The sequence below is a fragment of the Paracoccus sp. R12_2 genome (genome assembly GCF_017744015.1).
GTDB lineage: Bacteria > Pseudomonadota > Alphaproteobacteria > Rhodobacterales > Rhodobacteraceae > Paracoccus.
Genome location: NZ_JAGHRA010000013.1, coordinates 58,974 through 81,132, shown reverse-complemented (window position 1 = coordinate 81,132; position 22,159 = coordinate 58,974). Strand labels below are relative to the sequence as shown.

General features: G+C 65.0%; 18 protein-coding genes. 9 read left to right on the top strand and 9 right to left on the bottom strand.

Going from position 1 to position 22,159, the window contains the following annotated elements:
- Positions 1-126 precede the first annotated feature (126 nt).
- From J7359_RS14820 to J7359_RS14810, 3 genes are read right to left on the bottom strand one after another with little or no spacing between them, the layout of a single operon-like run.
- The gene (locus J7359_RS14820; RefSeq protein WP_209057766.1) at positions 127-909 is read right to left on the bottom strand and encodes a lysophospholipid acyltransferase family protein; all 783 of its coding nucleotides are present in this window, start codon (positions 907-909) and stop codon (positions 127-129) included.
- Positions 906-1,835: a cell division protein FtsX gene (locus J7359_RS14815; RefSeq protein ID WP_209057765.1), complete on the bottom strand. Its 930-nt coding sequence runs from the start codon at positions 1,833-1,835 to the stop codon at positions 906-908. The genes J7359_RS14820 and J7359_RS14815 overlap by 4 nt, the downstream gene beginning before the upstream one ends.
- Positions 1,832-2,506, bottom strand: coding sequence for an ATP-binding cassette domain-containing protein (locus J7359_RS14810; protein WP_209057764.1), 675 nt, complete (start codon positions 2,504-2,506; stop codon positions 1,832-1,834). The genes J7359_RS14815 and J7359_RS14810 overlap by 4 nt, the downstream gene beginning before the upstream one ends.
- Positions 2,507-2,602: 96 nt before the next feature.
- Here J7359_RS14810 and J7359_RS14805 point away from each other — a divergent pair, with 96 nt between their 5' ends.
- Positions 2,603-3,520 (top strand): zinc-ribbon domain-containing protein, encoded by a 918-nt coding sequence (locus J7359_RS14805; protein WP_209057763.1) that lies wholly within the window; start codon positions 2,603-2,605, stop codon positions 3,518-3,520.
- A 63-nt stretch (positions 3,521-3,583) separates the two neighbouring features.
- Here J7359_RS14805 and hpbA read toward each other — a convergent pair whose 3' ends face one another.
- The gene (gene hpbA / locus J7359_RS14800) at positions 3,584-5,620 is read right to left on the bottom strand and encodes an NADH:flavin oxidoreductase (protein ID WP_209057762.1); all 2,037 of its coding nucleotides are present in this window, start codon (positions 5,618-5,620) and stop codon (positions 3,584-3,586) included.
- A 142-nt stretch (positions 5,621-5,762) separates the two neighbouring features.
- Between hpbA and J7359_RS14795 the strand changes: the two genes are divergently transcribed.
- Positions 5,763-6,401, top strand: coding sequence for a TetR/AcrR family transcriptional regulator (locus J7359_RS14795; RefSeq protein ID WP_209057760.1), 639 nt, complete (start codon positions 5,763-5,765; stop codon positions 6,399-6,401).
- A gap of 16 nt (positions 6,402-6,417) precedes the next feature.
- Here J7359_RS14795 and J7359_RS14790 read toward each other — a convergent pair whose 3' ends face one another.
- Entirely contained in the window at positions 6,418-6,837 is a 420-nt protein-coding gene (locus tag J7359_RS14790) for a Fur family transcriptional regulator (RefSeq protein WP_209057759.1), read from the bottom strand.
- Between the two features lie 239 nt (positions 6,838-7,076).
- Here J7359_RS14790 and J7359_RS14785 point away from each other — a divergent pair, with 239 nt between their 5' ends.
- The 5 genes from J7359_RS14785 (at position 7,077) to J7359_RS14765 (ending at position 12,712) form a co-directional block, all read left to right on the top strand.
- On the top strand, positions 7,077-7,979 hold the full coding sequence (locus J7359_RS14785; RefSeq protein WP_209057758.1) for a metal ABC transporter substrate-binding protein: 903 nt from the start codon (positions 7,077-7,079) through the stop codon (positions 7,977-7,979).
- 88 nt (positions 7,980-8,067) lie between these two features.
- On the top strand, positions 8,068-8,967 hold the full coding sequence (locus tag J7359_RS14780) for a manganese/iron ABC transporter ATP-binding protein (protein ID WP_209057757.1): 900 nt from the start codon (positions 8,068-8,070) through the stop codon (positions 8,965-8,967).
- Entirely contained in the window at positions 8,964-9,827 is an 864-nt protein-coding gene (locus tag J7359_RS14775; RefSeq protein WP_209057756.1) for a metal ABC transporter permease, read from the top strand. The genes J7359_RS14780 and J7359_RS14775 overlap by 4 nt, the downstream gene beginning before the upstream one ends.
- Entirely contained in the window at positions 9,827-10,666 is an 840-nt protein-coding gene (locus J7359_RS14770; protein WP_209057755.1) for a metal ABC transporter permease, read from the top strand. The genes J7359_RS14775 and J7359_RS14770 overlap by 1 nt, the downstream gene beginning before the upstream one ends.
- Positions 10,667-10,792: 126 nt before the next feature.
- Positions 10,793-12,712, top strand: coding sequence for a BTAD domain-containing putative transcriptional regulator (locus J7359_RS14765; RefSeq protein ID WP_209057754.1), 1,920 nt, complete (start codon positions 10,793-10,795; stop codon positions 12,710-12,712).
- On the opposite strand, the gene J7359_RS14760 is transcribed toward J7359_RS14765, so the two are convergent.
- Genes J7359_RS14760 through J7359_RS14750 form a run of 3 tightly spaced genes read right to left on the bottom strand, consistent with a single transcriptional unit; the run spans position 12,709 to position 15,778 of the window.
- The gene (locus J7359_RS14760; RefSeq protein WP_209057752.1) at positions 12,709-13,431 is read right to left on the bottom strand and encodes a hypothetical protein; all 723 of its coding nucleotides are present in this window, start codon (positions 13,429-13,431) and stop codon (positions 12,709-12,711) included. The two genes, J7359_RS14765 and J7359_RS14760, sit on opposite strands and share 4 nt — an antisense overlap.
- A 4-nt stretch (positions 13,432-13,435) precedes the next feature.
- Positions 13,436-14,866 carry a hypothetical protein gene (locus tag J7359_RS14755; protein WP_209057750.1) on the bottom strand — a complete coding sequence of 477 codons (1,431 nt, stop codon included), beginning with the start codon at positions 14,864-14,866 and terminating at the stop codon, positions 13,436-13,438.
- Between the two features lie 24 nt (positions 14,867-14,890).
- The gene (locus J7359_RS14750) at positions 14,891-15,778 is read right to left on the bottom strand and encodes a YcaO-like family protein (protein ID WP_209057748.1); all 888 of its coding nucleotides are present in this window, start codon (positions 15,776-15,778) and stop codon (positions 14,891-14,893) included.
- A gap of 229 nt (positions 15,779-16,007) precedes the next feature.
- Between J7359_RS14750 and J7359_RS14745 the strand changes: the two genes are divergently transcribed.
- A complete protein-coding gene (locus J7359_RS14745) occupies positions 16,008-17,114 on the top strand; it encodes an efflux RND transporter periplasmic adaptor subunit (protein WP_209057746.1) in 1,107 nt (368 codons plus the stop codon).
- Positions 17,111-20,185 (top strand): efflux RND transporter permease subunit, encoded by a 3,075-nt coding sequence (locus J7359_RS14740; protein ID WP_209057744.1) that lies wholly within the window; start codon positions 17,111-17,113, stop codon positions 20,183-20,185. Before J7359_RS14745 ends, J7359_RS14740 begins: the two co-directional genes overlap by 4 nt.
- Positions 20,186-20,206: 21 nt before the next feature.
- Here the strand turns inward: J7359_RS14740 and J7359_RS14735 are convergent, their stop codons facing one another.
- A complete protein-coding gene (locus tag J7359_RS14735; protein ID WP_209057743.1) occupies positions 20,207-22,144 on the bottom strand; it encodes a DEAD/DEAH box helicase in 1,938 nt (645 codons plus the stop codon).
- Positions 22,145-22,159: the final 15 nt, after the last annotated feature.

Genomic DNA, 22,159 nt, shown 5'->3' with positions numbered 1-22,159 from the left:
CGGTGCACGCGGTGTGAGGCGCAATTCCCAGCATTTCCCGGCATTTTCGACGCGTCGCCCCGACCGGCGGCATCACGCAACGCACGCAGATGTTGCGCGCAACACGTCCCCCACAAGGACTGTGGATCAGGTCGCGTCCTGCCGGAAACCGGCCTCGGCCATCAGGCGGTCGGAATTCACCTCGATCTCTGCCTGAAGCCGCGGCATGAAGGCCTGTCGTGGCATGTCCGGTTCGATCACCGGCAGGAATTCGACGACCGCGCGTCCCGGCCTGACGCCCCAGCCCTTGCGCGGCCAGAACAGCCCGGTATTGACCGCCACCGGCACCACGCGCAGCCCCGTCGCTGCGCGCAGCGTTCCGGTCCCGTGCTTGTAGTCGCGCCGCTCGCCCGGCCGGGTCCGCGTGCCCTCGGGATAGATGATAAGCTGGCCCAACCCCTCGGCCGAGGTGATGCGGCCGTTCACCTCGGTCGAGATCGCGCGCAGCGCATCCCGGCCGCGTGACCGGTCAATCGGAATGCAGCCGACCTTCCAAGCATACCAGCCCATCACGGGCACCCGCATCACCTCGCGCTTCATGATGAAGGCGCGCCGCGGCAGGGCATGGGCGATGACCAGAATATCCAGGAAACACTGATGCTTGGCCGCGACGATGCAATCATCCGTCGGGGGTGTTCCGCGTACCTCGCAGGTGACGCCCAGATGCAACCGCGCCGCCCACAGCATATAGCCGATCCAGCGCGTCGCCACCGTGTTCGCGGCCTGCCGGCCACGCAACGCCACGAAGGGCAGACCGAACAGCCCGATCAACAGCGTCGCCACGCCGACATGCAGGTAGTAGATCGCGTTCTGCAGGTACTGCCATGGCCCCAGTCTGCCGGGCACGGGAGACGCCGAACGCGCGCTCATCTGACCGCTCCCAGCATCTTCAGTGCGGCCCACCTAGTTGCGAAGAAACCGACCCCGGCGGCGGTCACGGGGATCAGCAGCGGCAGAAGCCAGCCCCAGCCCTGAAATCCCAGCCCGGTCAGGAAGCCGCCAGCGGCATCCATGTCGGGAAGCAACGCCACCGCGCCCATCCCGAACATCGTTCCCACTGCCGCGCCGATCGCGGCCCGGTGGGTGAACCGGCGCACGAAGGCCGTCGCGATGGTGATATCCCGCGCGCCGATCAGACGCAGCACGCGGATCACCTGCCCGTTCGCGGCCAGCGCCGCCTTTGCGGCCAGCGTGATCATCGCCGCAGACGCCGCCGCGATCAGCAACAGCGAAATCACCCCAAGAACCCGCAGCCGGTTGGCCGCGGAAACCAGCGGGCGCCGCCACTGCGTGTGATCGTCCAGCACCGCGCCCGGCGCCTCGGCCTCAAGGCGCAGCCGCAGGCCATCGGGGTCGAATTCGCCGTTGTCGATCGGCAGGTCGATCAGCGACGGAACCGGCAACGCGTCCACCGGCATGTCGGGGCCGAACCACGGTGCCAGAAGCTGTGCCACCTCGTCCTCGGGCATCAGATGCGGCGTGCCGGCGCCGGGTGTCGTCTGCAGGATCTGCATGACCGCCTGGGTCCGCGCGTCCTGTTCGGCGGCGGGCGCGCTGACGCGCACCGTGACCGACTGCGCCAGTTGCGAGGACCATCGATCCGCCAGCCGCCCGGTCGCCAGCGCCAGCGCCAGCGCGAAGACCGCAAGAAACGCCATCGCCCCCGCCGCGAACAGCGTCAATTGCGCCGTGTAACCGGTCGGCGGAACGATTCGGTCGCCCTTGCCGCCATCGCTGCGCAGCAGCCCCTGCCACAAGGCCCGCAGGTTCAGCGCCCTGAAATCCCGTCGCATCACAGATCCGCCCCCGCCAGGTGCAAGGTTCCGCCCGCGATTCGCAAAACCCGCGCCGCCACCTGCGCCTTGGTGGCGCGGATCAGGTTCAGGTCATGGGTCGCCACCAGAACGGTCTTGCCCGATTTGTTCAGTTCGATCAGCAACTGCATCAGCCGCATCGACATGTCCCAGTCCAGGTTGCCGGTCGGCTCGTCCGCCAGCACCAGATCGGGCGACAGGATCACCGCACGGGCCAGCGCCGCGCGCTGCCGTTCGCCGCCCGACAGCGAAGGCGGCAACGCCCGCGCCTGCTGCGACAGTTGCACCCACCCCAGAAGATCGCGCAACGCCTCCATGTCCACCGCCTGCCCCGATACGGTCAGCGGCATCGCGACATTTTCGGCCACCGGCAGATGGTCCAGGAACTGCGGATCCTGATGCACCACGCCGACCCGGCGCCGCAGCATCGCGATGTCGTCGCGCCCCAGCCCCCGCAGATCCTGGCCGAAAACACCCATCTGCCCCGAACGTGGCAACAGATCGGCGTAGCACAGGCGCAGCAGCGTCGTCTTGCCCGCGCCCGACGGTCCGGTCAGGAAATGGAACATTCCCGGCTGCAGGCTGAGCGTCATGTTCGACAACAGATCAGAGCCTCCGTGATAGCCGAAGCCGACTTCCTGCATCTCGATCAAGCGCCACCCCCTTTTTGTTGCGGGATCGTTCGCCGGCCGCTTGGAAGCCGGACCCGCGCTTGATAAAACAGCACACAGACGAATGCGAGGGTCGGCATGGCTGAAATAACGTTGATCTGTCCGGGCTGCGCCGCGGAATACCGGCTGCCGTCCTCGGCGATCCCCGAGAAAGGCCGCGAAGTCGAATGCGCGGCCTGCGGTCGGGTCTGGTTTGCGTCGCAGTCCGAACCGGCCCGCGTTGCCGGCGCCGGTAAGGGGCGCGAACCGGCCAAGCCCGTGAAGATGTCCTATACCGTGGCGTTCGGACCCGGCGCCACGGTCCGTCGCGAGGGCGGTCGGGACGAAGCGGAATCGGATCCGCAGGATCCCAAGCCGCTAAGCCGTCGCGTTCCGGAAAGCGTGCTGAACATCCTACGCGACGAGGTCGAACACGAACGACGCGCCCGCATGGCCGAAACAGGCGGGGCAGAAAACATGTCGCCCGCCACCGCAGGACGGCCCATCGCGAAGGTCGCCCAAACCGAACCCGACTGGCCCGCGACCACCGTCACCGTGCAAAGCGATGGGGACGCTTCGCCACGCAGCTCGGTTCCACGCAAACGGGCTTCCCAATCGCAACCGCCCCGAAGTGAGGCGATGCAGCCCCCTCGCCTCGCGCTTCCGCGTCGGTCGCAGCCCGACATCCTCGAGGAACCGCAGCCTGTTGCCCCGGCCGGCGCGACAAGGGCGCTGGTCGGCGCCCCTGCGCCGCAGCCCGATCCGGCCGCCGAACTGGACCTGCCGACAGCGCATTTCCCCGCCGCCACCACGGATACGCCAAAGGCCTCGACGACGCCTGGCGCTGGCGGATACGGAACCGGCTTCGGCCTTGCCGCGATGATCGCCGCAATCGGGCTGGCGCTGTACCTGCTGGCGCCGGGCATGGCCGACGCTGGCGCACTGGGGGACGCATTGTCGTTGTTCCGGGAATCGGTCGATCAGGGCCGGATCTGGCTGCAATCGTTGATCCGCTGACCCGAAGGGCGGAAACGCTATCGTGAACGCACCGGACAGCCATGCTGACCGGCACGCTGACCGTCACAGATCCTTGACCAACCGCAGCGCGTCGTGGATCGCCGCGTGGGTATTTCGGGCAGCCACCGCGTCGCCGATCCGGAACAGGCGGAACCGCCCGTCAGAGTTGCGCGTCACGGATTGCGGAACGCCACCGGTCAACGCCTCGTAATCCACCTCGCCCAGATTCGAGGATAAGGGCTTCAGGTCGAAATAGATGTCGTCAAGCGGTCGGGTGCCGTGATTGATCACAACCTGATCGACCAGCCGATCCCGGGTCATGTCGCCATAGTCGCTGCCAAGCGTCGCGCGCAACAGGTTGCCGTCGCGCGCCACAGACATCAGTCGCCAGGTGACGGTGAAGGTCGCATCGCGCCGCTGCAGGCTGCGCATGTAGGGCACAAGGTTCATCGCCATGACCTCGGGCGCGAAGCTGCGATCCGGGGTCACGATCTCGACGCTTGCACCGGTAGCGGCGATCATGTCGGCCGCCTGCAGGCCCGCGTGGTCGCCCGCATCGTCAAAGACCAGCACGTTCGCGCCCGGCTTGACGTCGCCCGACAGGATGTCCCAGGCCGAACAGACCAACTCATTGCCATCGCGCAGCACCTCGGTATGCGGCAGGCCGCCTGTGGCGATGATCACGTCGTCGGGGAGCGTCTGCGACACGGTGTCCGCATCGGCGAAGCTGTTGAAATGAAACTTCACGCCGTGCTTTTCGCATTGCGCCATCCGCCACGCGATGATCGAGATCATTTCGCGGCGGCGTTCCTGCTGCGCGGTCAGGCGGATCTGGCCACCGGGCTGGTCTGCCGCCTCGAAGACCGTCACCTCGTGCCCGCGCTCGGCGGCGACGCGCGCGGCCTCCATCCCCGCAGGGCCGGCGCCGACGATGGTGATGCGACGGCCGCGCACGGCTGGCTGGATCGTCTGAGGCAGGGTCTGTTCGCGCCCCGTGGCCGGGTTGTGGATGCAGAACGCCATGCCGCCCTGATAAATGCGGTCCAGGCAGTAATTGGCACCGACACAAGGCCGGATATCATCCTCGCGCCCCTCGATGACCTTGCGCACCAGATGCGGGTCGGCCATGTGGGCGCGGGTCATGCCGACCATGTCCAGCTTGCCCGAGGCGATCGCATGGCGCGCCGTGGCCACGTCAGGGATCTTGGCGGCATGAAAGGTGGGAAACTGCGTCTCGGCGCGGATCCTTCCCGCGAAATCCAGATGTGGGGCATTGCGCATCCCCTGGATCGGGATCACGTCCGTCAGGCCCGGATCGGTGTCGATATGACCCTTCACGACATTCAGGAAGTCGACCAGCCCGCTGTCCTTAAGCTTGCGGGAAATCGACAACCCGTCCTGGGCGGTCAGTCCGCCCGGCAGATCCTCGTCGCCGGTATAGCGCAGGCCGACGATGAATTCGTCACCGCAGCGTTCGCGAATGCGGCGCAGGATGTCGAAGGTGAAGCGCAGCCGGTTGTCCAGGCTGCCGCCATAGGGACCGTCGAGATCGTTGGTCAGCGGCGACCAGAACTGGTCCATCAGGTGGCCATAGGCCTGCAATTCGATCCCATCGAGGCCCGCCGCCTGCATGCGTTCCGCAGCGTCGGCATAGTCCTCGATGATGCGGGCGATGTCCCAGTCTTCCATCTTCTTGGGAAATGCCCGGTGCGCGGCTTCGCGTTCGTGGCCCGGTGATACGACCGGCAACCAGTCGGCCTTGTCCCAGCGGGTCCGACGGCCAAGATGGGTCAGCTGGATCATCACGGCACAGCCATGATCGTGGCATTCGTCTGCCAACTGCTTCATCCAACCGACCACCTCATCCTTCCAGGCGAGGATATTGTTGAAGACCGGCGGGCTGTCGCGCGACACCGAGGCCGAACCGGCGGTCATGGTCAGCGCAACCCCGGCTTTGGCACGTTCGACATGATACGCGCGATAGCGGTCCTTGGGCATCCCGTCCTCGGGATAGGCCGGTTCATGGCTGGTGATCATGATCCGGTTGCGAAGCGTCAGATGCTTCAGCCGGTAGGGCTGAAGAAGGGGATCATTGGACATGGCCTGCCTCTTGCCGGTGGAACCGGCTTCCAGAAACACAAAATGTTCACTTGTGTCAATTGGTAACTCATTGATGAACATTTACCTGGCACCTGCGAACATTCCAGTTGCCAGAGGCCCGGTCGCCCGCTACAGGATCGGGATGAAGAACCGGGTGGATGCGGACACGGGATGGCGCGGATCGCGCCAAGGCTGGCTGGAGGCCGGGTATCAGGCATTGCTGGAAGGCGGCATCGACGCCGTGAAGATCCAGCCTCTGGCCAAGCAGCTTGGCCTGTCGCGAACAAGCTTCTACTGGTTCTTTCAGGATCGCGAGGCACTTCTGGCCGCGCTGATCGACGGCTGGGAAGACAGGACGACCGCCCCGCTGGTCAAGGCCACATCAGACTATGCCGAAACCCCGACCGAGGCGATGCTGAACGTGCTGGCCTGTTTCCTGGCTGGCGATTTCGACGCAAGGCTGGAGTTTGCGGTCCGCAGTTGGGCCCTGCAGGATCCTGCGGTCGCGAAACGCACCGAGGCTGCCGACGGGGCGCGGCTGGCGGCGTTGCGCGACATGCTAACGCGATGGGGTCACGCGGACGATGACGCCGATATCCGCGCCCGGACGATATATCTGACCCAGATCGGATATATCTCGATGCAGGCGCGCGAGGATCTGCCCACGCGCCTTGCACGCATTCCGATCTATGTTCAGATCTTTACCGGCCGCCCTGCCGAACCGCGCGAGATCGCCCGCTTCAACGCAAGGGTTCGGGACAGAGGTCGGATGCCGGGCTGATCGGGCCCGCACACCGTCAGTCCTGCGGTTTCACATAGATGTCCAGCCGGTGGCTGACGATCTGGAAACCGAATTCCTGCGCGATCTTCTGCTGCAGACGTTCGATCTCATCGGACCGGAACTCGACCACCTCGCCGGTCTCGACATTGATGAAGTGATCGTGATGGGTCGGTGGTGCCGCCTCGTATCGTGCCCTGCCATCGGCAAAGCTGTGCTTTTCGACCAACCGATGTTCCGCCAGCGTGTTCACCGTCCGATAGACCGTCGCAAGATTGATGCCGGGTTCGATCTCGACCACGCGCCGGTGCAGCTCCTCGACATCCGGATGATCGTCCGATTCAGCCAGCACTTTCAGGATTGCCTGTCGTGGGCCGGTCAGCCGCAAGCCTGCCTCGCGGCATCGCTGCATCAGATTGCGGCTTTCGCTTCTGGTCATGGTCTGAACCCCTGTCGGCTTCCGCTCCGCTCAAGGCGCGTTGTTGGGACGGCGAAGCGCCTGTCTAGCATGACTGACATGGGTCGTCACGCGGCGCGCCCCGCGCCAGATGCAAACAGATTGCACTTGAACTGCGGCGAAGGCATGTTATGTCCATCTGCAAATGACTTGCAACTAAGCTTGGTCTGCGAGGTCCGGACACGGGCCATCCGCGACGCGATCAGCAAAGGAAAGCGCATATGCCAGACACGTTCTCACGCCTGCTTGCAACGGTGGCCGCGACGGTGCTGGTCGCCGGACCGGCACTTGCCGAAGACAGGATGAAGGTGGTGACCACGTTCACTGTTCTGGCGGACATGGCCAGCCAGGTTGCAGGCGATGCCGCCGACGTCGTGTCGATCACCAAGCCCGGCGCCGAGATTCACGGCTATGAACCCACCCCGCAGGACATCGTCCGCGCACAGGGCGCGGACCTGATCCTGTGGAACGGCATGAACCTTGAACTGTGGTTCGAACAGTTCATTGCGAATCTGGGGGACGTGCCCTCGGCAACACTGAGCGACGGCATCGACCCCATCCCGATCGCGGCCGGCACCTATGAGGGAAAGCCGAACCCTCACGCCTGGATGGGTCTTGAGAACGCGATGATCTATATCGACAACATTGCCACCGCCTTTGCCGGTCAGGATCCCGACAACGCCGACACCTACAGAACCAACGCGCAGGCCTACAAGGAACAGCTGCGCAGCACGCTGGAACCGCTAAAGGCCGAAATCGCCAAGATCCCCGAGGCTCAGCGCTGGTTGGTGACCTGCGAAGGGGCCTTCAGCTATCTGGCGCGCGATCTGGGACTGCAGGAGCTGTATCTGTGGCCGATGAACTCGGACCAGATGGGCACGCCCCGGCAGGTGCGCGATGTGATCGACGGCGTTCGCGAACACGAGATTCCCGCCGTGTTCTGCGAAAGCACCGTCAACACCGCCCCGGCACAGCAGATCGCGCGGGAAACCGGAGCGCGCTACGGTGGCGAACTCTACGTGGACAGCCTGTCCCAGCCGGATGGCCCGGTGCCCTCGTATCTTGATCTGTTGCGTGTGACGACGGATACCGTTGCCAAGGGATTGACCGACACAGCGGATTGACCCCGCAGCACCGCCTGCCCCGACCGATATGCGTCAGGGCGGCGAGGCAGCGCGGGCCAGCACGCCATCCGTCAGAAAGCGAGCAGAAATGCACAAGGAAGGCAGCACCCCCACGGCGGACCAGCCGCAGGCCGATCCCGGTGGCGGGATCAGCGCGCGTGACGTCACCGTAACATATCGCAACGGACATACCGCCCTGCGCAGCGCCAGCTTCGGCATTCCGAAAGGCACGATCACCGCGCTGGTCGGCGTCAACGGCGCCGGCAAATCCACGCTGTTCAAGGCGCTGATGGGCTTTGTCACGGTGGCCAAGGGCGATATCCGCGTGCTGGGCATGACGATCAAGGATGCGCTGAAGCGCAACCTTGTCGCCTATGTCCCGCAGGCCGAGGAGGTGGACTGGTCCTTCCCGGTTCTGGTCGAGGATGTGGTGATGATGGGGCGTTATGGCCATATGGGCTTTCTGCGCCGTCCCTCGCGGGCCGACCACATGGCGGTGGACACCGCCCTGCGGCGGGTCAACATGCAGGAATTCCGCCATCGCCAGATCGGCGAATTGTCAGGCGGGCAGAAAAAGCGCGTCTTCCTTGCCCGTGCGCTTGCACAGGATGGGCAGGTGATCCTGCTGGACGAGCCGTTCACCGGCGTCGACGTCAAGACCGAGGACCAGATCATCGCCTTGCTGCGCGAATTACGGGCCGAGGGGCGGGTGATGCTGGTCTCGACCCATAATCTTGGGTCGGTCCCCGAATTCTGCGACCGGGTCGTGCTGGTCAAGGGCACGGTGCTGAGCTACGGCCCGACCCAGACCACCTTCACGCGCGCCAATCTCGAGTCCGCGTTCGGCGGTGTGCTGCGCCATTTCACACTTGGCGGCGACGCGCTGCACGAAGATCAGGACACCCGCAACGTGACCATCTTCAGCGACGACGAACGCCCGCTTGTTCATTACGGAGACCAGACACAGACCCGCGGAGCGCCCGAATGACCGTGCTGCTGGAACCCTTTTCCTACGGCTACATGACGAACGCGATGTGGGTATCGGCGCTTGTCGGCGGGGTCTGCGCGTTCCTGTCCAGCTATCTGATGTTGAAAGGCTGGTCGCTGATCGGCGACGCCCTTTCCCATTCGGTGGTGCCAGGCGTCGCCGGCGCCTATATGCTTGGCCTGCCCTTCGCGGTCGGCGCCTTCCTGTCCGGCGGGCTTGCGGCGGCGGCGATGCTGTTCATGTCCGACCGGTCCGGGCTGAAGGTCGATGTGGTGATCGGCCTGATCTTCACCTCGTTCTTCGGCCTGGGTCTGTTCATGGTCTCGGTCAATCCGATGTCGGTATCCGTCCAGACGATCACCATGGGCAACATTCTTGCCATCACGCCCGAGGACACGCTGCAACTTGCCCTTATCGGCTTCCTGTCGCTGGCGGTGCTGCTGGCCAAGTGGAAGGATCTTATGGTCGTCTTCTTCGACGAAAGCCACGCACGGTCGATCGGACTGCGGCCTCGGCTGCTGAAGGCTGTGTTCTTCGTCCTTCTGTCCGCCAGCGTCGTGGCCGCGATGCAGACGGTGGGCGCGTTCCTGGTGATCGCCATGGTCGTCACGCCGGGCGCGACGGCCTATCTGCTGTGCGACCGCTTTCCCCGGCTGATCGCCCTGTCCGTCGCGATCGGCACGATCACAAGTTTCCTCGGCGCCTATCTGTCCTATTTTCTGGACGGGGCGACCGGCGGGATAATCGTGGTCCTGCAAACGCTGATCTTTCTTGCAACCTTCATCTGGGCGCCGAAGCACGGCCTGCTGGCGGCACGGGCCAAGGCGCGGGCCGCCATCGCCTCGGAAGGAACGGCATGATGTTCGAGCAGATCCTGCTGCCGTTCCAGTTCGCCTTCATGCAGAAGGCATTCCTGATTGCCGTGATCGTGTCCGTACCGACCGCGCTGCTCTCTTGCTTTCTGGTACTGAAGGGTTGGGCGCTGATGGGCGACGCGGTCAGCCATGCCGTGCTGCCGGGTATCGTTCTGGCCTATATCCTGGGATTTCCGCTGATCCTTGGCGCCTTTGCGGCCGGAATGGTCACGGCGCTGGCGACCGGTTATCTGGCCGAAAACAGCCGGGTCAAGCAGGATACGGTGATGGGGGTGGTCTTCTCGGGCATGTTCGGGCTGGGCATCGTGATCTATACGTCGATCTCGTCCGACGTGCATCTTGACCACATCCTTTTCGGAAACATGCTGGGCGTCGGCGCCGGCGACATCTGGACCTCGTTGCTGATCGCGGTTCCCGTATCGGTCGCGTTGCTGCTGAAATGGAGGGATCTGATGCTGCACGCCTTCGACCCGGCACAGGCGCGCGCTTCGGGCCTGCCCGTCAATCTTCTGCATTACGGGCTGCTGACCATCCTGTCGCTGACGATCGTGGCGACGATGTCGGCAACGGGGCTTATCCTTGCTGTCGGACTGCTGATCGCGCCGGGTGCCATCGCCTTCCTGCTGACCCGCAGCTTTGGTCGGATGCTAGCGGTGTCGGTCATTGTCTGCATGGGCGCGATGCTGGCCGGGGTCTATGCAAGCTTCTACATCGACAGCGCGCCTGCGCCAACGGTGGTGCTGATCCTGACGGCGATCTTCCTGATGGCCTTCATCCGCACGCTGAACCGTCAGCGCCGGGTCTCCGCCGCCGCGCCGGACTGATCCGAAGTCGCGTTTCCGGGTAACAGAAGCGCGGCGGATTCGGCGAATGGGTTTATACTGTCTGGACAAGGACGCCTGACCACTTCAGCGTCGGCCCGTCCCAAGCCGGAACCGAATGCCCGTACCATGACTGATGTTTCGCCATTCCCAGCACTGCTAGAGACCCTGTCAGCGATACGGTCTCGCAAGGCGAAGGCGCTTTGTTTCTTTCTGGCCAACGACTTCAACACCTCGCACCGGGCCGAGAAGGTGGTTGACCTGCTGTGGCAGGACGCCGAGGCGACCCGCGCGGCCGCATCCTATCGTCAGGCTGTGCGGCAGATCCGCCGCGACATGCCCCCGGATTGCGGGCTGACGCTGAAAACCGAAATCGGACAGGTCTCGCTGATCCTGTCCGACCGGCATGCCGGACGGGTAACGCTGAAGGACCATTTCAGGCAGACCGTCCTTGCCCAGGCCTGGGACGCGGATGCAGCCAGCAGCATCCGCGAATTGCTGGCCTATACCACGCAGCTGGAAGGCATCAGCGGATCGTTCGACAGTTGGCTTGCGATCACCCGTTCGGGGCTTTCCGCGACGATCCGCACCGCGCTGGATGAACTGCTGGCCGGCGCCGAGACATCGCAGTTGTCGGCGCTGCGCCAACCGGCGGAACTGGCGGTCGAACTGGAACCCGCCAACGAAACCGCGGTGCGCCTGCTGATGAACCTGGACTGGCACAGCGGCCACGCCACGCGGGCAATCGAACGCTATGATCTTCTTTATCGATATCTGGACGAGGATTTCGATCAGGAACCCGAGGCCGAGACGATCGAGTTGCTGGCCGCGATCAAGCTGAACCCGACACCCCTGCCCGCCCCTGTCAGGGCCGTGTCGCGACGGCCCGAGGTCAGCATCGCGGTCAACCTGCTGCCGTCGCCCCAGCCGATCCCCGACGAAATGCGCGGTTTTGCCACGGTGCTGTATGCCGATCTGCGGATGCGGATGGGGCGGTTCCGGGAATGGCGCGTGCTGGACGACGACAGCGCCGAACCCGCGACCATCATGGTCAAGCTGCGGCCAGTCTTCGCGCTGGGTCGGTATCAGCTTTTCGCCGATGTCCAGACGGTCAGGGAAAGCCAGTTGCTGTGGTCCGAGGTGATCGACAGTCCCGAAACCGACTGGGAAGCCAAGGTCCGCCTGCTGCTGGCAAATCTGGCCAGCGCCCTGTCGGTTGCGGTGTCGGACCGTTCACTGTCTGATTCCGGGCTGGCGATCTATGACCGCTGGCTGAAGGCGCAGACCCTGCTGGATACATGGTCCCCCGAGACCGAGGGCGAGGCCCTGGAAATGCTGGACGAGATCACCCGCGCCGCGCCTGACTTCGGTCCCGCGCACGCGGAACTGGCCGGTGCGCTGAATGTCAGGCATATCCTGCTGCCCGGCACGCGACAGACCGAAGAGGTCAAGTCGCGCGCCCTGCATCATGCCAACATGGCGGTGACCGTCGATCCGCTGGATACCCGCGCACATCGGGTGGTCGGCTGGTGCTATTGCCACAAGCGCGCATTCGGGCTGGCGGAATTCCACTTTGAACAGGCACTGAACCTCAATCGCAGCAATCCGCTGACGCTTGCGTCTTGCGCGTTGGGTTTCGCATTTTCGGGCAATCCGGATAGGGCCCGCGGGCTGGTCGCAGAAGCGCGCCAGCACGATGCCGTCCTGAAACCCTTTCATCGAATCTATATCGCGATGGTCCACTATCTGCTGCAGGACTATGCCACCTCGGTCGCCGAATTCGAACAGGGAGCAGGAGTCATGCCGACCATCAGCGATGGATGGCACAGCCTGGCATTGTGGAAACTGGGCCGGCAGAGCGAGGCCATGAAGTTCTTCGATCAGCACCTGATCACCGTCCGCAACGGCTGGCACGCCGCCACGGCGGCCGACAACGACAGCATCGTGGACTGGTTCGTGAACTGCTTTCCGCTGCGCGACGACGACACCTATCGGGATCTCTGCGCAACGACCACGAAGATCTTCGAGGCCTGCACCACGCGCCGCTAGCGGCAGGCGTTCGTGGCATAGATCCCGACCGAGCGATGGAATGCCCTGACCGGGCTGCCCATGATCTCGTTCTTCACGTCATCCAGCGGTGCGCCTGTCGGGTCACGGAAGGTGCAACGGGCATCGACCGCGTCAGACATGTGGGTTTCCAGCGCGGCCTGCATGTCCTGGGTCCATCCCGGCACCCCCTTGGCCGCGAACTCGCGCGCGATCTCGACCAGTTCGGATTTCAGGCTGGCCATCAGCAAGGCCTTGTCCATCTCGTAGGACAGCGGCGGGCGAAAGCCTTTGGAATCCCCCTGCGACCTGATCAGCTTGTCGGCGACGTCCAGCGTCTCGTCGCACGGCACGATCAGCAGGCGGATATTGCGGTCGGCATGACCGTCCAGCCGATAGCGCGGCTCAAACTGGATCTTCACGCGGGTCCGGTCAAGGATCTGCTGACGTTCGCTGTCGGACAGCGGTGCATTGCCGGTTCGAACCGAGAAATCCTGAACGGTCAGCGCATATTTCAACTGATCTTCCAACTCCATCAGTTCGGCTTCCGAGACGTTCTCGGGACCGCGACGGGACAGATCGACCATCAGCTTGCCGACAAACTCGACGTTCAGCGGCTGGCCGTCGGCGCCTTTGTCCCGGTCGATGCGTCCGTCGTCGTGCAGGAAATATTCGGCCTGATCGACCTCGGAGCCAACGATCACATACTTGCTGTCACTCATGGGATCATACCTTTCTGACTAGTTCTATGAGTTTCATCATCGTTTCGGGGCGCGGAAGATCCCTGGCCTCACCACGCTCGGGCGCCAGGATCACCCTGTTGATCGACCCGGCGATCGAACCGCGCAGCAGCGCGCTGCCAAGCGGCCCCAACCCACCCTTTTGGCCGTGAAGCTGCGCCTCGATCATGACGGCCTGGAACAGCGGCCCCCATTCGATCATTTCGGAGGTTACGCGCACCGGCGAGGCCGGATGCCGGGCCTGGAAATCCTGTGCGATCGCCTGCGGCGTCAGACGCGCCGGCCACGGATCGGGCAGTCCCGCGATCGCCGCCTCGATCTTGTTGTTGCCCGCGCGCAGCGGGCGCGCATCGATGGCGGTGGTGTTGTCCAGCGCGATCACTGCGGCGGCGGATACGGGCGCGCGCAGTTCCGGGGCAACGCTGGCCGACAACCCGGTGCGGGGCCCACCCGGCCGTTCGCCGAAGAACAGCGGCCAGTCGATCACCCAATCGCTTTCCGCCTCGCTGATCTCGTATCCCGCCTTCAGCAGATCGGCCAGATTGTGAACCCCGTGGCGCCCAAGGTCATAGGCCGCCAGCGGCAGTGAATGGAACGCCCGGAACAACCCGTGCAGCAAGGTCGTCTCGTCCAGTTGCCATTCGGGTGGCAGATCGTCTGCCGGGATCGCCGCGATATCGGGATGCAGGAAGCGCGGCAGGACATCGTCACGGACGATTCCATGCCAGACCCGAACGACATGGGCACGCACCATGGCATAGGCCATGAACGGGCTGGCCCCGTTCGCCATCAGTGTCCGGGCGCAAAGATTGTGGAACTGCATCCACGCCACCGCCAGTTCGTGCAGCATCAGCGTGTCGCGGTTGCGTTCGTCATACAGCGCGCGGATCGGGCGGTCATCGCTGCTGGATAACGGATCGTGGCTGGCGCGATAGACACGCGCAAGCCTGGCACCGGGCGTCAGGCGGAACAGCATCGTGTCGGGGTCGTAGAGATGCGACAGCATCATCGGTCCCGGCCCGTAGACCGTTTCCAGCGTCAGGGGATTGTCGATCAGGTTATAGCGCCTTGGCCCCAGGATCGAGACCGCATCGGTCGCCTCGGCGCGCTGGACATGCGGCACGCTGGACAGCGCGACGCTGCTGCCCATGTCATGGCCCATCAGCTGTCCAAGATAGGTATAGGCCGATGGAATATGCGCGGCACCGGTCAGGCATTGCCGTCGCCACTCGGGCGTGGTGCGCAGCAGGATCTCGGGCGGCTGGCGCGTCACATAGGCCGCGCCATCGGTGGGGTCGACATTCGGCTGAACGCCCCGGATGGATACACGGTCCGGCACGCGCAGCGCCGGTGCCGGACCGGGGGCGCAGCCGTAGCGGGAATCCTCAAGCTCGTGAAGGTCGGGACCCTTCGGCATGTGCAGTACCTCCTTCGCCTCGATCTACAGATAGGGCAGCCCGGTTCCGGCGTCATCGTCATGATGCGCCAAGATCGGCCTGCAAATCCAGACATTTATGGGACCGCCCTGGGGGGTTATGTCGCGCAGTTCGGCCTCGCCTCCGAACCAGTTGCGCGCACCGTCGATGCTGATCTCTGCCGCCTCGTGCCATGACGGGGCCCAGTCGGCGCCAGGCGGCAGCAGGGCCGGGCAGCGGCGGCCATAGGTCGCGATCTTCTCACCCACAACCCGAAGTGGATCGCTGACACCCGAGTTTCGCGCAGCAAGCAGTTCCATCAGGTTCATTTCCATCAGGAACGCCTCGCGCAATGCCTTGCGCGCCGCCCTGGCGGGGCAGGCAGCGGCGCCGAAACCAAGGATCAGGTTCTGGCCTTCAGGGCTCATGCTGCGGCAGATCATGACATGCGGGCAATCGGCATCGGTCTTGATCCGCCACCATGCGGTGCGTCGTTTCAGCGCCGCACCATGCCGTGCCTGCAACAGATGCGACGTCAGCCCGATCTGTTGCAGCCAGGTTTCGGGGATCTGTGTGGCGGCGCGCCTGCCGTACCACCATTCATGCGCCGCGAACCGCTCGAATGCTTCCAGCATCGCGTATACCTGCGCCTTCCCTGCGTCGATATGCGCGGCGATTCCGACCATTGACGTGTCGATCTGCGCGTCCAGTTCCTGCAGGGCATGAAGCTCGGCCGTCTCCCCAAGGCATCGCCGGAAGGCGCTTTCGCGTGTGGATCCGGCGCCGCTGGCGGTCCGTCCCGCCGCAGTCAGTGCCTGCAAGATCGAGATGCCGGGCGCAAAAAAGCTTTCGCGCCAGTCGTAGCGTGTCCAGTAAGCCAGAAGGTCGTTTGGCTCTTGTCTCAAATCGTTCATGTCCAAGCCGCTTCAGATGTTGCTAGCTGGGTATCTGCAGCGTGTGAAAAAATTGTGAGTGACCGACAGCATGGCCGGTCCCGGACGGAAACGACAGGTTTCACGACGGCAGACGATCACGACACACGCGAATATCAGTTGCCCACAGCCATGAATTCGCACACGATTCGTTCATCACGACCTGTTGCCTCGGAAATGCCGGTGCTGATCACCCCGGCCGGAGAACTTGATGCGCGTTCTGAATGCCCTTGCCGGTCTGGTCGTGCTTGCCGCAGCGGCGGCGGGCGGGCTGTATCTGACCGATCGCATTCTGGCCGCACCTGATCCCCAGGCCGAGGATCGGGACAACAGCAGCGCCGCGATCCGCGTCGAAACGATTTCCCCGCAGATCGCCACATTTCAGGACAGCGTGCGGGCCGTCGGCACGGCTCGGGCAAGGCACGCGATCGAGATCACCCCCGAGGCGGACGGTCGGATCGCCGAAATCACGTTCCAGCCAGGCGCACAGTTGGCCGCAGATGCGGTGCTGATCCGCCTGGACGACCGCGCGGCCCAGGCCGACCTGAAGGCGGCCGAGGCGACGCTGGCCGAGGCAGAGGCGGCGTTTCAGCGGCAGGAACAGCTGAATCGCAGCGGCAGTTCATCGGACGCCGCGTTTCAGACCGCCCGGGCCGCGCTGCTGCGGGCCGAGGCCGAACGCGACCGTGCCCAGATCGCGCTTGAAGATCGCACGATCCGCGCCCCCTTCCCCGGCGTCGTCGGGCTGACCGATCTTGTCGAAGGACAGATGATCGACACCGGCACGGTCATCGCAACGCTTGACGATCTTGAGGTGATCGAGGTCGATTTCAGCGTGCCCGAGACATTGTTGCCGCAGCTAAGGGTCGGCCAACGGGTCGCGCTGACGTCCTCTGCATGGCCCGATCGCGTTTTCGATGGCCGGATCAGCCGGATCGATACACGCGTCGATGCTGCCACCCGCTCGATCGCGCTGCGGGCCGAGGTGCCCAACGATGACAGGGCAATCGCCGGCGGGATGTTCATGCAGGCCGAACTTGTGCTTGCTGAACGCCAAAGCGTCGCGGTCCCTGAACGCGCCATCACCGTCAGCGGCGACCGCAATCTGGTTCTGGTGGCGCAAGAGGGCGTGGCGCGGCAGGTTCAGGTCCGCATCGGCCGGCAGCGCGGCGATCTGATCGAAGTTCTGGACGGGCTTTCCACGGATGCCCGGATCATCATGACCAATCTGCACCGCGTCCAGCCCGGCATGACGGTCGATCCGGTTCCAAGCGCAAGGTCCGCAGCAGCCCCCTCGGCCGACGGGGGCGAGGGATGAGCCTGCCCAATCTGTCCCTGCGCCGCCCCGTCCTTGCGACCGTTCTGAACCTGCTTCTTGTGCTGATCGGTGCGTTCGCGATGACCCGCCTGCCGGTCCGCGAATTGCCGCAGGTCGACGCGGCAGAGGTGACGGTCCGGGTCAGCTATACCGGCGCGGCACCCGATGTCGTGGACAGTCAGGTGACCACCATAGTCGAAGGCGCGCTGGCCGGGATCAGCGGGCTGGAATCGATGTCGACCGAATCGGAACGGGGCAGCATGCGCACCGTTCTGACCTTCGATCCGTCGCGCGACATCGACGGCGCGGCGAACGATGTCCGCAACGCCATCGACCGGATCACCAACGATCTTCCCGACGCCGCCGGCCAGCCACGCGTGGACAAGAACGACAGCGAAGGCGATCCAGTGTTGCGTCTCAGCCTGTCCAGCCCGGACATGACGCCGCTGGAACTGTCGGATTACGCCTCTCGCTTCCTGACCGATCGGCTGGCGCGGCTGCCCGGTGTCGCGAACACGGCGATCTATGGCGAACGTGCCCCGGCCATGCGGATCTGGCTGGATCAGACGCGCATGGCAGCCTACGGCATCACGACCAGTGACATCATCTCGGCGCTGCAGGCGAACAATGTCGAATTGCCCGCTGGCGAGATCGAAACCAGCGCGCGCCAGTTGCAGGTGCTGGCGCAGACCCGGTTCACCTCGGCAGACACGTTCCGTCAGATGGTCGTCCGCGACGGGGGCAGCCGCCCCCTTCGCCTGGGGGATGTCGCCCGGATCGAACAGGGGCCCGAGGAAAGTGAAACGATTTTCCGGACCAACGGCCAGATCGCGCTGGGGATGGGCGTTCAGCCACAGGCACAGGCCAATACAGTCGCCATCTCGGGCGCGGTCCGTCGGGAACTGGACCGTATCCGTCCCACCCTGCCGGACGGTATGCAGTTGCAGATCACCACCGACGAGGCGGTCTTTATCCAAAGTTCGATCCAGCAGGTCGCAAAGGTCTTTGCCGAGGCCGTGGCGCTGGTCACCGCGGTGATCTTCCTGTTCCTCGGCTCGGCCAGGCTGGCCATGGTGCCCGTCGTGACGATCCCCATCTCCGCCTTCGGGGCCGGGCTGGCGATGATGATGCTGGGTTTTTCCATCAACATCCTGACCTTGTTCGCGCTGATCCTGGCCATCGGGCTTGTCGTGGACGACGCCATCGTCGTGCTGGAAAACATCCAGCGGCATCGCGCCAGAGGCGAAACCCGGGCCGAGGCCGCCCGCAAGGGCGCCGGACAGGTGGGCTTTGCGGTCATCGCGACGACCGCCGTGCTGATCGCGGTCTTCGTGCCCGTCAGCTTCATGGAAGGCGAGATCGGCCAGCTGTTCGCGGAATTCGGCATCGTTCTGGCGGTCGCGGTCGCGGTATCGGGTTTCGTCGCGCTGACCTTGTCGCCGGTTCTTGCCTCTTTGGTCATGCCACGAGAGGATCGGCCCAATCTTCTGACCCGCAGTGTGGACCGCGTGATCGGCATGCTGGAACGCGGTTATGGCGCGGTGCTGACATGGATGTTCCGCAGGCCGCTGCCGATCCTTGCCATCACCGCCTTCATCATGGCCTCGGCCTTCGCGATCCATCAGAACCTGCCGCGCCAATTGACCCCGGACGAGGATCGCGGCCAATTCCGCATCTATGTCGCGGCGCCGCAGGGTTCGAACCTGGCCTATACCGACGCAGCGACGCGCAAGATCGAAGCGACGCTGGAGCCGATGCGCGAGGCCGGTCTTGTCCGCAACGTCACCGCAATCGTGGGGATCTGGGGCGAATTGCGGCGCTCGCTGATATTCGTCAACCTGGCGCCATGGGATCAGCGCGATGTCGGCGTCGATGAGGTCATCGCGGATCTGCGAACCAGGCTTGCGGATGTCACCGAAGTGTCGGTGTTCCTGCGTCCGTCAGGCGGCTTGGGTCTGGGCGGGTCCGGTGGCAGCATCCGATGGATGGTCGGCGGCCCCGATCTGGACCGCGCAGCGGACTGGGCCGGGCAGATGGCCGAAACCCTGGAAGGCGATCCCCGCCTTGCCTCGGTCGAGGTCGGGTATGATGCCAACCAGCCGGGCGCGACGCTGTCGATCGATCGCGCCCGTGCGCAGGATCTGGGGCTGGATTCGGAAACCGTCGCACAGACCATGCAGGTGCTGTTCGCATCGCGGACGGTCGGCGAATACAGCAACGACGGACGCCAATATCCCGTCATCCTGCAGGCCGCGCGCGAGGATCGCGACTCCGTCGCGGACATGATGTCTGTATTGCTGCGAAACGACCGCGGCGATCTGGTGCCGCTGTCGGCCTTTGCCGAGGTGCAGCAGGGCGCGACGGTGCCGGCGATCAACCGCTATGATCGCCTTGTCTCGGTCGAGATGGAGGCCGACATCGCCCAGGACGTGGACCTGGCGCAGGCCATGGCGGCCGTCGAAGATGCGGCTGCCGATCTGCCCGCGGGCGCGACACTGGCGTGGGAAGGGCAGGCTCGCGACTATCTGGAAAGTTCGGGCGGGGTCGCGATGGTCTTCGCGATGGCGCTGTGCATCGTATTTCTGGTCTTGTCGGCCCAGTTCGAAAGCTTTCGCACACCGTTGACGATCATGCTGACGGTTCCCCTGGGGCTGGCAGGCGCGGTGGTCACACTGATGATCACCGGTGCATCGCTGAACATATTCTCTCAGGTCGGGATGATCCTGCTGATCGGGATCATGGCCAAGAACGGCATCCTGATCGTCGAATTCGCCAACCAGTTGCGCGACCGCGGCATGCCCCTGATCGAGGCCGCGCGCGAAGGCGCGGTGACGCGGCTGCGACCGGTGATGATGACCACCATTGCCACCATCCTGGGCGCGGTGCCGCTGGCGGTCGCGTCAGGCGCGGGTGCCGAAAGCCGGCGCGCCATCGGGTCGGTCATCGTCGGCGGTCTCAGCCTGGCATTCGTGCTGACGCTGCTGCTGACACCGGTCGTCTATGTGCTGATCGAGGGGCTGCGCCGGGGCGAACCTGAACCGGAACGGCAGGCCGCAAACCCGGCGGAATAGGCCCGCCGGGCCGACCGCCCCCTACCGGCCACCCTTCGGACGACGCGGCACCGCACCACCACCGCGGGCTGCGCGCGGGGAGGGCTTGCCAGTTCTGGCAGCGGCGCCCGGTTTGCCCTTGTTCTTGCCCTTTGGTCCCTTGGGCGTGTCGCCATGGGTTGCAGCGTCCTTGCGAGGCGCATGGACCTTCTTCGACGGATCACGCGGGGCAGGCGCGGGCTTTTTCGTCGTGCGGGGCTTTGGTGCCTCGGACTGTGCAGGCTTTGGCGCGGCAGGTTTGGCCTGATCGCGGTCCTCCGCGGCCTTGGCGGGGATTGGCGCAGGTTTCGCACGCGCGGGCTTTCCGGCACGTGGCTTGGCAGTGGGCGAGCGGCGTTCAAGATCCGGCTCGGTCGCCAGACGCGTCATCGACAGGCCGGGTTCGACCTCCAGCCCGTCGCCAAAGCGGGATGCCTCGGCGGTGGCGATCTGGACATAGGTTTCGTTTTCGCGGACGCGGATCGCGCCGATGGCATCGCGGGTGATGCCGCCCGCCTCGCACAGCTTGGGCAGCAGCCAGCGCGCCTCGGCCCGACCGGTATGACCGACCGAAAGCGCGAACCAGACCGCCGCGCCGAATTCGCGGGGTGCGCGGGGCGCGGCGCTGGACGGCGGCGGGGCGTCGGTCAGTTCCTCGGGCGGCGGACGACCCTCGCGCCACAATTGCACGAAGGCTGCCGCGACCTGTTCGGCCCCAACCCGCGCCAGCAGGTCCTGCGCGATCCCCGTATCTTCCAGCGTCGCGCTGAGGGCCGGATGATCCAGCATGCGCAGATCGTCGCGCGCCCTGACCTCGTCGGCGGAAGGCGCCTTGCCCCAATCCGCCGTGACCTTGGCCCCCTGCAGAAGACGCTGCGCCTTCTTGTAATCCGCGGGGGTGACGATCAGCGCCGACACACCCTTCGCCCCCGCACGACCGGTTCGGCCGGACCGATGCAGCAGCGTTTCGGAATTGCTGGGCAGATCCGCGTGGATCACCAGTTCAAGCCCCGGCAGGTCGATCCCGCGCGCGGCAACATCCGTCGCGATACAGACCCGCGCGCGTCCGTCACGCAGCGCCTGCAGGGCATGGGTTCGTTCCTGCTGGGACAGTTCGCCCGACAGGGACACGACGCGAAAGCCGCGATTGCCCATGCGCGCCAGAAGATGGTTCACATTGGCACGTGTCTTGCAGAACACGATGGCGGTGCGCGCCTCGTAGAAACGCAGCAGGTTGAAGATCGCGTTCTCGCGGTCGCGTGCGGTCACCGACAAGGCGCGATAGGCGATGTCGCCATGCTGCCGTGCCTCGCCCATCGCGGCGACCCGCAGGCCGTCACGCTGAAAATCACGGGCCAGCTTCTCGATCGCGGGGGGCACCGTCGCGGAAAACATCAGGGTGCGGCGACTTTGGGGTGCCGATTGCAAAATGAATTCCAGGTCCTCGCGGAAGCCGAGGTCCAGCATCTCGTCGGCCTCGTCCAGAACCGCGACGCGCAACGCGGACAGATCCAGGCTTCCACGTTCGATGTGATCGCGCAGACGGCCGGGTGTGCCGACGACGATCCGCGCACCGCGGGCGAGCGCGCGCCGTTCGGTGCGAAAATCCATGCCGCCCACGCAGGTCGCGATGCGCGCACCGGTGGCGGCATAAAGCCAGTCAAGTTCCGACGCGACCTGCAGCGCAAGTTCGCGCGTCGGCGCAATCGCAAGGGCCAGCGGTGCATCGCCTTCGGGCAGCACGTCGCCGCCATCCAGAAGGTCGGGGGCTGCCGCGATGCCGAATGCCACGGTCTTTCCCGACCCGGTCTGCGCGGACACCAGAAGATCCCGCCCCCGCGCATATGGCGCCAGCACTGCCTGCTGCACGGCGGTCAAGGTCGTGTAACCCCTCTCGGCCAGGGCTGTGGCAAGCGGGGCGGCTATGTCGTTCTGGGTCATCGGTTCTGCCTGCTG

Bases quoted from the DNA above. Each gene is read 5' to 3' on its own strand.
- J7359_RS14820 (WP_209057766.1), bottom strand. From the start codon at position 909: ATGAGCGCGCGTTCGGCGTCTCCCGTGCCCGGCAGACTGGGGCCATGG.
- J7359_RS14805 (WP_209057763.1), top strand. From the start codon at position 2,603: ATGGCTGAAATAACGTTGATCTGTCCGGGCTGCGCCGCGGAATACCGG.
- hpbA (WP_209057762.1), bottom strand. From the start codon at position 5,620: ATGTCCAATGATCCCCTTCTTCAGCCCTACCGGCTGAAGCATCTGACG.
- J7359_RS14795 (WP_209057760.1), top strand. From the start codon at position 5,763: ATGAAGAACCGGGTGGATGCGGACACGGGATGGCGCGGATCGCGCCAA.
- J7359_RS14790 (WP_209057759.1), bottom strand. From the start codon at position 6,837: ATGACCAGAAGCGAAAGCCGCAATCTGATGCAGCGATGCCGCGAGGCA.
- J7359_RS14785 (WP_209057758.1), top strand. From the start codon at position 7,077: ATGCCAGACACGTTCTCACGCCTGCTTGCAACGGTGGCCGCGACGGTG.
- J7359_RS14780 (WP_209057757.1), top strand. From the start codon at position 8,068: ATGCACAAGGAAGGCAGCACCCCCACGGCGGACCAGCCGCAGGCCGAT.
- J7359_RS14775 (WP_209057756.1), top strand. From the start codon at position 8,964: ATGACCGTGCTGCTGGAACCCTTTTCCTACGGCTACATGACGAACGCG.
- J7359_RS14770 (WP_209057755.1), top strand. From the start codon at position 9,827: ATGTTCGAGCAGATCCTGCTGCCGTTCCAGTTCGCCTTCATGCAGAAG.
- J7359_RS14765 (WP_209057754.1), top strand. From the start codon at position 10,793: ATGACTGATGTTTCGCCATTCCCAGCACTGCTAGAGACCCTGTCAGCG.
- J7359_RS14760 (WP_209057752.1), bottom strand. From the start codon at position 13,431: ATGAGTGACAGCAAGTATGTGATCGTTGGCTCCGAGGTCGATCAGGCC.
- J7359_RS14755 (WP_209057750.1), bottom strand. From the start codon at position 14,866: ATGCCGAAGGGTCCCGACCTTCACGAGCTTGAGGATTCCCGCTACGGC.
- J7359_RS14750 (WP_209057748.1), bottom strand. From the start codon at position 15,778: ATGAACGATTTGAGACAAGAGCCAAACGACCTTCTGGCTTACTGGACA.
- J7359_RS14745 (WP_209057746.1), top strand. From the start codon at position 16,008: ATGCGCGTTCTGAATGCCCTTGCCGGTCTGGTCGTGCTTGCCGCAGCG.
- J7359_RS14740 (WP_209057744.1), top strand. From the start codon at position 17,111: ATGAGCCTGCCCAATCTGTCCCTGCGCCGCCCCGTCCTTGCGACCGTT.
- J7359_RS14735 (WP_209057743.1), bottom strand. From the start codon at position 22,144: ATGACCCAGAACGACATAGCCGCCCCGCTTGCCACAGCCCTGGCCGAG.